The sequence below is a fragment of the Dyadobacter alkalitolerans DSM 23607 genome, assembly GCF_000428845.1.
GTDB lineage: Bacteria > Bacteroidota > Bacteroidia > Cytophagales > Spirosomataceae > Dyadobacter > Dyadobacter alkalitolerans.
In genome coordinates this window covers 552,387-565,477 of sequence record NZ_AUAS01000002.1, presented here as the reverse complement: position 1 = coordinate 565,477, position 13,091 = coordinate 552,387, and the positions used below count along the sequence as shown (strand labels likewise).

The following is a 13,091-nucleotide window of genomic DNA, read 5'->3' as shown; positions in this document are numbered from 1 at the left end:
CCGCAAATTGTGTCTCGAATTTCTTGTAATGCTTTTCTTGTAACCGGCGGCCGGGGCGCGCGCATGACGGTCAGACTTGGCGCCGTCTACTGTCCGGTTCACCTTCGTCGATGTCTGGTTTACGGTTAAGTTCGCCTGGTACAGGGGCCTGTTGCTCGGAAACAGGGATGAACAGCCCTACATTTGAGCTATGAGAATCAGATATTATATCAGAATGAAAAAACCAGGGATAACATTTTACAAAAGTGCGGCGATCGCGCTCATCATCATTTTTGTGGCATTGCAAATCGGCTCGCCTGCCATTGAAAATCCGCCGGTGACCAGCGAAATTGTGGTTCCAAAGGAGGTGAAGCAGATCTTGGAGCGGGCTTGTTATGATTGTCATTCCAATGAAGCCAAAGTAGAATGGTTTGATAAGATCGCCCCGGCATCCTTCCTGGTGGCGCATGATGTGAATCAGGCGCGGTCGCGGTTTAATTTTTCGGAATGGGACAGAAACCCACCTGCTGTGCAGGAGTTGTTGCTTTGGGAAATGGTGAATGCAATCGATCAGCAGAAAATGCCTTTACAACGTTATCAGCTGGCACATCCGGGCGGCAAAGTGTCTGCATCCGAACTGGCAGTGTTGAAACAATATGTCAATACACTTTCTGGAAGGCATAAAGTGGATACAGCCAGGATCGTTGCCCAATCTTTAACAAATGATAAAACTTTGACCCAAAAAACGCCGGTCGCCTTGAATGGCATTCCCTATTCTGCGGATTACAAAAACTGGAAGATCATCAGCGTGACCGATAAGTTCGACGGGGGCAGCATGCGGATCGTTTACGGAAATAATATTTTGGTGAAGGCTCTTAAAAACCATCAACTTCCTTTCCCTGACGGATCCAGGGTGGTAAAGGTCGTTTGGGGTAAACAGGCGGAGGATAAGGACGGCAATGTGCTGCCAGGCAATTTTCAAAACGCACAGTTTATGATCAAAGACAGCAAAAAATACAGCTCCACCGAAGGCTGGGGATTCGCCAAATTTGACGGGCTCGATCTGAAACCAGCAGGCAAAACGGTCCTTTTTGAACAGACCTGCGCGAACTGCCACCGGCTGCTTGCACCTGAAAACGACTTTGTATTCAACATCCCGACCAAATAAATAGCACCAAAATGAAATCCACTATTTCACTATATATCGCTGCGCTGGCGCTTTTTTTAATGTCCTGCAACGATCGCAACACGGCCAATCTTGCACCTGAATACCTGTACGATGCGGGAAATCAAAAGGTGATCAAATCCATCATTAACAACAAGAAAGGCACGATTGCAATGCTTTTCGGCAATGATCTTGCACTGCAAACGGCTCAGGATTCTTTGACCAAACTAAGCCCAGGCGCACATTATACCCTGGTAACCTGGAAACAAAAACCAATGCCGCAATGGTATGGGACCAATATAAATGCCGAGATTTATTCCGTAGAGCACGTAAATGTTGCTCATAGAAATGCAGCAGCATTGGCTTTTGACTATGATTTCAAAGCCGGGGAAGGCTTCAAGCCTGGTGACGCCAGGCCCGAGAAGGATCAGCAGATCGCATTTATAACTTCCCAGCGAGCTGCCGTTTTCCCCTGATAAAACGCGGAATCGCACCCGGACCGAACGAATATGGTAACAAAAGCGCCTTTTAAAGTTTCTAATACGATCATCTGGACGAGTTCTGTGGTGCTCGGTTTGCTTTCCTCGGTGCCGCAGTTGGCTTCGAACAAGTTTGTGCCTTTGGAAGCTGCGGTGAATGCGATCATTACGGCTGCCTTTGCGGTGATTATGTGGTATTTCAATATTTACATGCTTTCGCAAAAAGGCAACAGGTCGCAGGGCCAGCAGATATCGTATGCCAAATTAATCAACTCGTTGGCGTTTGGTCTGGTTGTTATGCTGGGACTGGCTTACATTCAGCAGCTTATCCTTTCTCACATTGATTTCGGTCCGGCCATGCTGATGGTGGAAGTGCGTGGGATTTTGATCAATCTGGTGTTTTATATGTTCCTGAATATGCTGCAACAGAATTATGAAAACCAGCATGTGAGCATGGAACTGGAACGGTTCCGGAATGATAATTTGAGTGCGCAATACGACCTTTTGAAACAGCAGGTCAACCCGCATTTTCTATTCAATAGTCTGAACACGCTTAAAGCAATGGTCGAAACCAATGATCAGCAGTCGGTGGATTTCATCTTAAAACTCGCCAATTTTTACCGCTATACACTCGAAAGCCGCAAGCTGGATCTGATCCATTTGAAGGAAGAAATAGAGATTTTGAATGCGTATCTTTTTTTACAGAAAGCGCGGTTCGAGGATGGGTTTATTTTTCTAAACAAGCTTGATGAAACTGTGTTAGATACATTAATCCCTCCATTTACATTGCAATTATTAGTTGAAAACTGTCTCAAACACAACATTGTGTCTTTAAGCCGGCCGCTGCAAATCCGGATTTTTAGTGAGGGTGAAAGCATTGTGGTTGAAAACCAGATCCAGCTCAGAAAGAGCCAGGAAGATTCCCTGGGTGTGGGTTTGAAAAACATTGAATTGAAATACAGCCATTTATTAAATAAAAAGGTTGAGGTGATCAACGGCCAGGACCTATTTCAGGTTAGACTTCCAATTATTCATGAACATCGTAATCGTTGAGGACGAGCTGAAAACAGCCCGCTCCCTTGAAAATATTCTCCGGCAACTGCGCCCGGTAGCCACAATCACCGGACCATATCAGAGTGTCGAAGAATCTGTTGAGGCACTTTCGGCGGGACCGCAGCCAGACCTGATCTTAATGGACATTCAGTTGGCTGATGGTTTGAGTTTTGAAATTTTCAAATCTGTGGAAATCGTTTGCCCAGTGATATTCTGTACGGCTTTTGATGCCTATTCACTGGAAGCCTTCAAACGAAATGGCGTGGATTACGTGCTGAAACCCTTCTCTAGGGAAGACATTGCAGGGGCGCTCGCCAAAGTCGACGATCTGAAAAATTTCTTCCAGCAAAAAGCGATTCCTGATTTAAGCGAGCTGCTGAATAAAATAGTGCCGCCGGCAGAGAAAACCAGTTTTCTGGTATTTAAACATCAAAAATACACCACCGTCCAAACTGCGCAGATCGCGTTTTTTTATATTAAAAATGAAACATCCATGATCATGTGTTTCGATGGGCAGGAATTTTCACTGAGCCAATCTCTCGATCAGATCGCGGCGTCCGTGAGCCAAAAGCAATTTTTCCGGGTTAACCGGCAATATCTGGTCAACTTTTCAGCCATTAAGGAAATCGAACATTATTTTCTTAGGAAATTGTATGTGAAGCTGACCATTGAAACGCCTGATCAACTATTGATCAACAAAGAAAAAACGCCGGCATTTCTGGCGTGGATGGAGAATCGTTAACAATGTTTTCTCACGCAAAAAATCCGTCAGGGAATATCCCGCTGTCAAAAATGATTTTGCCGGTTTGGCTTTTTAACAAAACTCTCTGCACACTGTCTATTGTGCAGAGCGTTTTGTCATTTGCTAAATAGACATTAAGGTTGATCTTCTGAATTGACGGCTGAAATATCGGTTGCATTGCTCCAGCCGCCTGAAATTGGTTTTGTAATCCCTGCTTCATCTACGCTGTATAATGTACCCTGGCTAACAACCAGCAGATTTTTCCTGTGCTGTCTAACACAATTTGTAGCTTCGATTTTCCATACGCTCCCGTCTTGCAATGTGAAGATATTTCCTTTGTAGTAAGTCATGCCATTTACGGGTCCTGTGCCTGATGTTACATTATAAGCCCAGCCAGATTTCGATCTGATCTGCGTCACCTTGTTGCCTTGTGATAGAAAGAATTGATCTTTCAACGCATAAATCTCACCTGCTCCGGTGTCAAGAGTTGCCAATGGTGCATTTTTGCCCGTTGCCGCATCTCCTGCCAGAATGCCGGTAGGTGTAACGGCAAACACATTGGAATACATAGCAGTAATGCACTGGGCATCGCCTACCGACAGGTGACTTCGCTGCACGGTAAATGCCTTGTTATCCAGCGTGGTCATGACAGGATGGCCGTTTTGTGAGTATGCGTATGAGTCGAGCATCATGATAGAGCCGAAATCAAAGGAGCCGTATTTCCTGTTGTCGTATCCCTCATTATCCAGGATTGTAAAGTTCGGTTTTGCGGCTTCGGCAACATTGTTGAGATTAACCTTAACATTAGCGTTCCGGTCGTAGCGTGTATGCTCGTGCAGCAGGCCCGCTGTGTGTCCGATCTCATGCAAAATACCACCTTTGGTCGGGAAAAACGGAATCCCTATAAACTGCTGGCCGCCTATGCGGCCAATAGAAGATGAGTAGCCCCGGCTGCGTGTAAATGTCACATAACTTGTCTGTGCAAATTGATAACCTGGAATGTCAGCAAGAGAACGACGACGTATAAAACGCAATGGCGTAGCAGCTTCCACATCAGCAATTGCTGCGAGAATGGCGCTGTCATCCGAAATGCTAGGGTCCACGATATACTGGATGAAATTATTGGGCCAAAGGGAATGTATCTTGGTAAAAGCCTGGGTCCTTGCACCGGTGTTTTGGCCCAGTTGTTCCGGTGTCAGGATGATATCGCCTTCAAAAACCGCCTTTCCATCGATTTCTGAATAGGTTATTTCTTTGCCAAAAAGCATTCCTTGTTTTGTAATGCCGCCTTCTCCGGGATAAGCCGCTTCCGGCGCTACGACATTCACTTTCGCTTCTGCCGATGCGCCTACCGCTTTTTCAGGCTCCATTTCCAGGCATGAAGTAAGATAAAGTGTCGCACACAATGCAATTGTTGTTTTGGCTAATAAATGTTTTGTTTTCATGATTGCCCGATTTTTAAAATGATTTGGTTTAAGTGAATGTTACCCACATTCGAATGATCAAAACTAAATCGGGCTCGGGCATCAAGCCTGAGATAATCGGTGAACCGAGGGTCAAAATCGCTAAACGTAAGGCATCACTTTTCCTGGCAAAACCGGACATATGTAGGGGGAATGTCGGTCAGCATTGAGGGGGATAACTACTATTCATTACTATCTATTCAGCGCCGTATAATGGTGCTGAAAAAGGATGTTTAAAGCTAAAAGCATAACAAGAAGGGCCATTTGTCGTCAGATAATCAAGCCGCTCAATGGCTTGTTCCATCGTAGGTAATGTTCCCGCGGGAATCCACCACATTGCCATGGATACTTTTCCGTAGTTCAAAAACCACTCGCGCCGTCTTTTTAAAAATTCAGCATGAAAAGAGCGGTAGGTAAATGCTTGTAAAGTCGGTATATCCCGCCAAACAGAAACATTGGTTATGACGGTCAGGTCTTGAAAGGGATCAAGCCCGGTTGCGTTGTTATTCTCTTCTTTCAAACGCCACACAAAACCTTCACTTACTTCTGCAAGTGCATTAACTGCATCGAGATTGTCTACAAACTCTCTCATCACAGGGTCATTGATATCAATTCCCTTCATCTTGGCCACATTAATTTGAGCCAGTTGGTATTGCTGCATTACTATGGATTTATTGGTTTTATTTCAAAGCACTTATAGATATTGATCAAAAATGATCTAACTTGCGCAAAAGTAATCAGAATTAGGCGGCGAGCTTTCGGATAGGGGAAAAGATCACTAGGGAAGTTCGTGAACGGCTATTGAATCTCGTTGTCCGGGCCTGCTCAGCGGCGGAGCGGGCGTTTTCTGCTCACATTTTCATTAGAAACACTTATTAATTTACATAATAACAGAGGTATGAGTCAAATGATGATCTTAGTAGCCGGTCCTTATCGTTCGGGAACCGGTGATGATCCGGAGCTGATTGAGGCAAATGTAGAGGCCATGACAAAGGCGGCTTTGGAGGTTTATAATAAAGGCCACCTACCGGTAATGGGGGAATGGTTTGCATTACCATTGATCGAAGCGGCAGGTTCGCAAGCCATTGGGGACGAAATATTTAATAGGATATTTCATCCTGTGGCTGTTGATTTAATTGCTAAATGTGATGCAGTTCTCAGAATTGGAGGCCCTTCTGCCGGGGCGGATGAAATGGTGTCGACGGGAGCAAATCACGGGAAAACCATTTTTAGGGATATCAATGAAATCCCTGAATTTGGTAAATAATAAAGCCTTCGGCAATGTAGCCGACCGCCAGGCATAGCAAAGGGAAGATTGCTACTTTTTGGCCCGGATATCCAGGTTATGAAACACAAAAACCCTTAGCACATTGTTGCTGTTAAAATGGTTGCCCGAAGGAAGCTGCTGGAACTGGTTCATATAACCGACTTGTAAGTTGAGCCCTTTGGTAAACTGGTAACCCAGGCCCAGGAAAAGGCGGTTCTGGTCAAAAAGGTTGTAAGTTATCTGCTTGCCGGCATTGATATGAATTTCATCATTGAATGCAAAGAACACTGTACCCGGCTCGATGAAATCGCTGTTTAGGGGAACCATCAGATTGAGCAAATACCTGAACCGGAAGTTAAAATTGTGACCTTCTTGCAAAGCGTCATTGGCAATCTTGCGATTAAATCGCTCTTCTACCCGGATCCACTGCTGGGTTTGCAGCCGCTTCTGACGGCTTGTCCAAAGCACCTGCTGCCAAAGCATGTTCTCTGGCCGAACAGTGTGCAGGCCAGCCGCAGGATAGCTGCGCGCATAGGCATAACCGGCCGTGAATCTGAGGTGGTCGTTGGCATAATAGGTAATCCCTGGCCGAATGATTTGTGTGGACCAGCGGTCTAAAAAATCAGTTCTTCTTGCATGCAAATCCAGCCAGATACCCCATTTGTCTGTAATCCTGGTCTGGTTAAAATAACCTAACCACACGCCATTTGGCTTATTGACTTGTTTTTGAGCCAGGGACGGGACTGAAAAAAGGATAAGCAGTAGTAAAATTGATCTTTTCATAGAAGCAATTAATCAGAATTTATAGGTACGTTTTCAGGCAAAAACCAATGAGCGCCGCAGCCAGGATGATGTAAGGTTCTTGCAGTTTTTTAATATAAATGAGTGCAAGTATGGTCAGGACTGCGAGGGTAGCCGATGCCATATCAACGATTGACCGGGTCGCAATCACAATAACCGATCCGACCAGCGCGCCGACCACAGCTGCTGTAATCCCATCGACAAATGCTTTGATACTGGCATTCTTGGAGATTTTTTTGAAGTAAGGTGCGGGCAAAACTGTGAAAACAAAGCAAGGAAGAAAGACGCCCAATGCAGCGACAGCCGCCCCGGCAAACCCGGAAACCAGAAATCCTATAAAGCCAACGGTGATCACAACCGGTCCGGGCGTGATCATGGCAACCGCAACAGAATCCAGGAACTGCTGCTCATTGAGCCATCCCATTTCGCCGACGACACCTGCCTGCAAAAATGGAATAATTGCCAGGCCGCTCCCAAATACAAATGCGCCTGCCTGAGTGAAAAATAATCCAAGTTTGACAAGCTCGCCAGTCTCATATTGCCAGAAGCCCGTGCCGACCAGGAGGATGACAGATAAAGATGTATCCCTTCGTTGCAGCCATTCGGGCGGCGCTTTCACAACCATATAAATGAAGCCCAGAAGAATGAAAAGCCACACTTCTTCCCGCTGGGTGATCGCAGTAACGATGGACATTGTCAAAAAGAAAAGCCAGAGGATCCATCTGCTTTTGATCGCTTGTGTTTCTATTTTACTGATTGATTTGATAGTGAGTTTGTAACAACTTAGCGTAATGATACCGATCACCGCTGCGCCAACGCCATAAAACACAGATTGCATCCAGGGAAGCCCGCCGTAAAGTTTATATGCCATCCCCAACAAAACTACCGTGACAAACGATGGTAGCACAAAGGCAAGTCCGGTAAGGGTAGCGCCCCAAACCCCGTGATGCACATAGCCCAGGTAAATGCCGAGCTGGGCAGCAAGCGGGCCAGGGGCCAGCTGGGCAAGGGCCAGGCCCTCGCGGTATTCATCTTCACTAATCCACCTTTTGTCTTCCACCAAATCGCGGTGCATGTAGCCGATCAGGGCAACAGGACCGCCAAAGCCCAGCGTACCGAGTTTTAGAAAATAGCTGGTCAGCTCTGCAAGGCTATATTTAATTGTTTGTGTCTGCGTTAGGGTTTCCATACATGTTTGTTCTTCGAAGACATGAATGTCTCTAAGTTCACACTGGTATTTGCTTTACACTGCAATACTAGGTCAGCCTGCAACCAAATGATAGAATGAAAATGACGGATTTGTACAGAGATTACTTTTTAGACAAATTTTTCCGAAAATCCGACGGGTTTTGTCCCGTTTGGGCTTTGAAGATCCTGTTGAAATGGCTTTGATCTGAGAACCCGGTCAGATAAGCAATCTCGGATAAGGTATGGTCGGGGTTTGCAAGCAAGTCTACGGCTTTTTCTATGCGCAGCTTTCGAATGTATTCACCAAAGGACAGGTTGCTGAAATACTTCGAAAACTCGCGGGACACGTAGGACGGATGTATTTGTAAACCCTCGGAAATTTCTTTCAGGCTTAGACTTAGGTTGGTGTCGATCTGGTCCTGAATGATTTCTTTGAGTTCTTTGGCCCATTTAGGGGTCTTAAGGTGCTCAGATTTCTGTTTATCCAGGTAAGTATTAAAAACAGCAAGCAGCAGCTTCTCGGTTGGTTTTTGGGTGTGCTTTTGTTTCTGAAGGTGCGTTGCCCAGCTATAAAGCGCATCATAAATCAGCATTCCTTTTTCAAGCAGTTCCTGATCGTCAGTGACATTATAAGCAAGGCCAGCCGATATCGCCCAGAGCCCGGATGACTGGGGAGCAAGGGAATGGTCGTCAGTGTCAGCCCCACGGATGATGACAGCCATATCCTTTAATGCAGGATCTTCGATCTCATACCTTTCGAGAAAAAAGTCGAAAGTGCAGCGGTCTTCATAATGAGTAAATTCGGTGTCCGGAATATCGAAGGGCGTAGCGCCCAGTTCCGCTGCTTTTGCTTTGACCTGATCAAATGGGAAAAAAAAGATCTGTGCATCCGGATCAATGAACCGTTTGATCAGCCAGGGACAGGCGATGCGATCAATTTTTGGGCGTTCGCGGGTGATCCATTTCATTGGGACTATACAAAGATGTTTTGTCCGTCAAAGGTAACGATTGACACTTGACAAAACTTCGGAAGGTAACTAAATCTAGAAGACCCGAAAGTATTTCAGATTTTAGAAAAAACGCCACCCGGGTGAAAATCCTCCCTGTCTTAAACATTTACTTCAGTTGGCGTCGTGCCGAACGTTTTTTTGAATGCGAATGAAAAATGCGAGAAGTTTTCAAACCCTACTTCGAGATAAACCTCCGAAGGCCGCATCTTTCTCTTTGAAATAAGATAGTACGCTTGCTCCAAACGCTTTTGCTGTAACCATTTCTCCGGGGTTGTTTCAAATATCTTTGTGAAATCCCGTTTAAATGCAGACAGGCTGCGTCCGGTAAGTTTAGCAAACGATGACAGGGGAATGTTATACTTGAAGTTGTGGTTCATGTATGTTTCCAAATCCATCTTATGCGGCTGCTGGAAATCAAATAAAAGTCTTCGGTAAATATCACCGCTTTGAAGTAACAGCTCAATGGCTTCACGGGTTTTGAGCTCCGCTATCTTTGCTGTCAATTTGCTCGGATGGTCGATGTAAGGCAGTAATGAATCAAAAAATCCTTTCAAAAACGCATTACCTGTCAGGTCAATCATAGCGACCCCTCTATACCCGCTTTGTTTTGGGATATCGTTTATTGCTGCATACTGGTGTAAAGTTTGTTGATCCAGGAATATGCTGATCAATGCCGGTGGTTCGCCGTCCGGACCGGCTTTTTTGAGCTTTTTGAATAATTCATTCCTCCGCATTAAACAGATTGTGCCTTCTTTCATCACAAATGTTCCCTCATTCGAAAAATATTGTGATTCGCCTGACAGCATAATTCTTAAGGCATGGTCGGGAAAATAATGTTCACTGCTTTGTGTTTTTTGATGCCCTTTCGCATAAAGAAAATTATGCTGAATAACGAGTTTTTCCATTGGTGAGGATTCCATTGCGGTTATTTTATTTGGCTCATGATCAATCTGTCCATCTGCTTGTCGGATAAAATCTTTCTCAAAAATAGCAAAAGCGAGGAGGCCATTTGGGAAGTCGTATACCGGGTTTTTGGATTTTTTGCTTCTATTCCACTCCTTACAAGCTTGGCGATGACTTCCGGTTCGGCTATATCCTTATTTAACCGGGTAAATACATTATGTGTTTTTGTTGCCAGGTCTTTGTAAGCCGTCTTACCTGATACTTTCATGAGAATATCAGTTGCAACATTGCCCCATTCAGATCGGGTGGCGCCTGGCTCCACAACGATCACGTCGATGCCAAATTCTTTAACCTCACTGCGCATACTATCGCTTAATGCTTCCAGTGCAAATTTGCTCGCATGGTACCAACCACCCATTGGAAAGGCGATCTTACCGCCAACGGACGAAATGTTCACAATCTTGCCATACCTGTTTTCGCGCATCCTGGGTAAAACGAGTTGTGCCAAGCGCATAGCGCCAAATACATTGACCTCTAATTGATAGCGAGCATCTTCCATGGGTATATCTTCGATTGCACCCTCCAACCCAAAGCCTGCATTATTTACCAAAATATCAATGCCTCCTTCTTCCTGGAAAATTTGATCCACGCACGCTCTCAAGCTTTCATCTTTTGTAACATCGAGAGCAATCGGCTTAATGCCATAAGGTTTCAAGTCTTGCATTTTGTCGGTCCTGCGTGCAGCACCATACACATTATAACCATTTTGGGCGAGATAAATGGCAGTCGCTTTGCCAATTCCAGCCGAAGCCCCTGTTATCAATACTGTCTTTTTCATTTGCCTAAGTTTTCTTTTGATAAAAATTATATGGCAAAGGTAACTTAGGCTCGCAGGTGCGGATGTGTTGAAAAGTCCAAGTTTGTGTGCTGAGAAGTTCGACATTCACACAACCGCTACGGCCGGAACAGCGCCGCGTGGTCTTTTGCAAAATCGCTAAATGTGCGCGGTGCTGTTCCGGTTGCATCCATAATGCCCGGAGCCACTTCCGAAGCTTCGCCTTTCTTATAATGCGCATAGTCTTCCACAAGCCCCTCAGCCTGCCAGGTTGAGAAGCCGACCTTCAAGAGCATTTCTTCAAGCATTTCAGAAGTAAGATCTATAAATGTAACGGAGTGGCCGACGGCAGCAGAAAGCGTTTCCGCCAATTCGTGGTGCGACAATGCTTCCGGACCGGTTAATGCATAAACCTGATTTTCATGTCGTGGATCGGTGAGCGCTGCGGCGGCGGCGGCCGCTATGTCACGTACGTCCACAATGCTGATTTTAGCATCGCCAATGGCACCGTAAAACTGTCCCTGAAAACGAATTGAATCCCGGAAACCGAGCAATCCTTGCATGAAAAGGTTGGGTCTTAGGAAGGTATATAGCATTCCCGACTTGCGGATATGTGCTTCAACCGCAGCATGGTAACGCAAAAAGCGCACCGGTGACTCAGCGTCTGCGGCCCATTGAGACAGCTTAACAATGTGCTTAACACCAGCTTCTTGCGCTATGTCGACAAATCTAATCTGCTGCCGTTCTGCCTGCTCCGATGAGTTCGTCAGCAAAAATGCCCGTTCGACTCCGGTTAATGCTGACTTTAATGATTCGGAGTCATTGAAATCGCCGGTTACAAGTTCGGCTCCGGCCAGATCGTCCATGTTCTGCGCAAGAGCGACCGAACGAACCATGGCTTTGAAGGGCACGCCTTTGGCTGACAGTATTTTGCATAATTCTTTTCCAATCGTTCCCGTTGCACCGGTTACCAATAACTTTGTTGATTCTGATGTTGCCATTTTGGATAAAGTTTTTGTTTTATTTTAGGTCAAAATTAAGCGAGCTATGGTCGGTAAAATTGTAAGAAAACGAAATGACTAAGCTATCCATTGGTACGCACTTTGACGCTCCGGCTGCATTGGCCGACGTGATCAAGCACTTTTACTGTATTCAAACAGACCTCGATTTTGAACGGACGCCTCAGTTCTTGTCGCCAAGTTTAGAAATCATGCTGATATTTAATTTTGGCGTTCCTTTGCCATTGTCGTTTGGTAATGGCGCGTTTCAGGAGCATGAAACGAGAAAGGTTGTAGTGCTGGGACCGTTGCGGAAAATGCTGCATTATGAGGTGTGGCCGGAAACGGACATCATTGTAGTCACATTCAACCACAATGGCTTTTACAGGCTTTTCAACATTCCGGCGGAACAAATGGAAGCCGAAAAAATCTATGATCCCGACCAGTTGCTGGGTATTGCCGGATTCGACGCGTTATGGAATGCACTTGCAGGAATGCCCACAACCGAAGACCGCATTAGGTTGCTGATCGCACACGGTCATGCATTTATCAAAGCACCTGAAAAAGAAAGCATTCCCTTACTGGCAGGTTTTGGAGATAGCAACATTGATTTTGGAATACCTTCAAAAGCAATTGCTGCTGACGCCAATTTATCCGAGCGGATGGTGCAAATGCGTTTCAAAAAATACATGGGATTTTCTACCAAAGAACTTACCCGCTTGCTTCGTTTCAAACAGGTTATCGAATTTATTCAAAAACAAGAAGACGAAGTTGACTGGCTGGCCCTCGTTGCCCAGTTCGGCTATCACGACCAGAGTCACCTCATTAAGGACTTCAAGTATTACCTCGCTACTACACCCAGAAAATTTGTTCAGGAGTTTTTGGGAAAAACTTTTTGCGTAAGCCGTGCGCCGGCATAAGCGACAACCTATTTGGCCGCCGGGCATTTTGGCAAGACTATCCTCCGACACCGGCTAACTTCCTCATGTCCTCAGTAAAAATTCGAGTTTCGGTAATTCAAAAAAGTCCAAAAATTTTAATTGGTAGTGTAAAACATTTCAATTTTATCACGAACCGATGTTTTATATTGCCTGGGAAAATATAGCTCCACATGATCTCAAATAAGCAAACATTTCTTTGGACCGCGCCCTATGTCCTATGCTGGTTGAGCGTACCTATTATTATATTGCTAGGTTTGTTATTCAGAA

The 13,091-nt window shown here is 45.3% G+C and carries 14 protein-coding genes; 6 read left to right on the top strand and 8 right to left on the bottom strand.

The window, feature by feature from the left end; genetic code table 11:
• Window positions 1-190 precede the first annotated feature (190 nt).
• From G395_RS0105565 to G395_RS0105550, 4 genes are read left to right on the top strand one after another with little or no spacing between them, the layout of a single operon-like run.
• Window positions 191-1,147, top strand: coding sequence for a heme-binding domain-containing protein (locus tag G395_RS0105565; protein WP_157486565.1), 957 nt, complete (start codon window positions 191-193; stop codon window positions 1,145-1,147).
• Window positions 1,148-1,158: 11 nt separating this feature from the next.
• Window positions 1,159-1,620 carry a hypothetical protein gene (locus G395_RS0105560; protein ID WP_026629154.1) on the top strand — a complete coding sequence of 154 codons (462 nt, stop codon included), beginning with the start codon at window positions 1,159-1,161 and terminating at the stop codon, window positions 1,618-1,620.
• A gap of 33 nt (window positions 1,621-1,653) precedes the next feature.
• The gene (locus G395_RS0105555) at window positions 1,654-2,676 is read left to right on the top strand and encodes a sensor histidine kinase (protein WP_026629153.1); all 1,023 of its coding nucleotides are present in this window, start codon (window positions 1,654-1,656) and stop codon (window positions 2,674-2,676) included.
• Window positions 2,657-3,418 (top strand): LytR/AlgR family response regulator transcription factor, encoded by a 762-nt coding sequence (locus G395_RS0105550; protein ID WP_026629152.1) that lies wholly within the window; start codon window positions 2,657-2,659, stop codon window positions 3,416-3,418. Before G395_RS0105555 ends, G395_RS0105550 begins: the two co-directional genes overlap by 20 nt.
• Before the next feature lie 134 nt (window positions 3,419-3,552).
• On the opposite strand, the gene G395_RS30980 is transcribed toward G395_RS0105550, so the two are convergent.
• Both G395_RS30980 and G395_RS0105535 read right to left on the bottom strand, forming a co-directional pair.
• A complete protein-coding gene (locus tag G395_RS30980; RefSeq protein ID WP_051350013.1) occupies window positions 3,553-4,863 on the bottom strand; it encodes a M12 family metallopeptidase in 1,311 nt (436 codons plus the stop codon).
• Between the two features lie 214 nt (window positions 4,864-5,077).
• Window positions 5,078-5,542, bottom strand: a complete 465-nt coding sequence (locus tag G395_RS0105535; protein WP_026629151.1) for a DUF3291 domain-containing protein — start codon at window positions 5,540-5,542, stop codon at window positions 5,078-5,080.
• A 246-nt stretch (window positions 5,543-5,788) separates the two neighbouring features.
• On the opposite strand from G395_RS0105535, the gene G395_RS0105530 reads away from it, so the two are divergent.
• Window positions 5,789-6,148, top strand: coding sequence for a DUF4406 domain-containing protein (locus G395_RS0105530; protein WP_229203997.1), 360 nt, complete (start codon window positions 5,789-5,791; stop codon window positions 6,146-6,148).
• Window positions 6,149-6,199: 51 nt separating this feature from the next.
• Here the strand turns inward: G395_RS0105530 and G395_RS0105525 are convergent, their stop codons facing one another.
• From G395_RS0105525 to G395_RS0105500, 6 genes are all read right to left on the bottom strand, one after another.
• On the bottom strand, window positions 6,200-6,931 hold the full coding sequence (locus G395_RS0105525) for a DUF2490 domain-containing protein (protein ID WP_026629149.1): 732 nt from the start codon (window positions 6,929-6,931) through the stop codon (window positions 6,200-6,202).
• Window positions 6,932-6,950: 19 nt separating this feature from the next.
• Entirely contained in the window at window positions 6,951-8,138 is a 1,188-nt protein-coding gene (locus G395_RS0105520) for a chromate transporter (RefSeq protein ID WP_026629148.1), read from the bottom strand.
• 121 nt (window positions 8,139-8,259) lie between these two features.
• On the bottom strand, window positions 8,260-9,105 hold the full coding sequence (locus G395_RS0105515) for a chromate resistance protein ChrB domain-containing protein (RefSeq protein ID WP_026629147.1): 846 nt from the start codon (window positions 9,103-9,105) through the stop codon (window positions 8,260-8,262).
• A gap of 140 nt (window positions 9,106-9,245) precedes the next feature.
• Window positions 9,246-10,067 (bottom strand): helix-turn-helix domain-containing protein, encoded by an 822-nt coding sequence (locus tag G395_RS0105510; protein WP_051350012.1) that lies wholly within the window; start codon window positions 10,065-10,067, stop codon window positions 9,246-9,248.
• Between the two features lie 5 nt (window positions 10,068-10,072).
• Window positions 10,073-10,888: an oxidoreductase gene (locus G395_RS0105505; RefSeq protein WP_026629145.1), complete on the bottom strand. Its 816-nt coding sequence runs from the start codon at window positions 10,886-10,888 to the stop codon at window positions 10,073-10,075.
• 116 nt (window positions 10,889-11,004) lie between these two features.
• The gene (locus G395_RS0105500; RefSeq protein ID WP_026629144.1) at window positions 11,005-11,886 is read right to left on the bottom strand and encodes an SDR family oxidoreductase; all 882 of its coding nucleotides are present in this window, start codon (window positions 11,884-11,886) and stop codon (window positions 11,005-11,007) included.
• A gap of 74 nt (window positions 11,887-11,960) precedes the next feature.
• Between G395_RS0105500 and G395_RS0105495 the strand changes: the two genes are divergently transcribed.
• Complete coding sequence (locus G395_RS0105495) at window positions 11,961-12,803, top strand: AraC family transcriptional regulator (RefSeq protein WP_026629143.1); 843 nt, start codon at window positions 11,961-11,963, stop codon at window positions 12,801-12,803.
• Window positions 12,804-13,091: the final 288 nt, after the last annotated feature.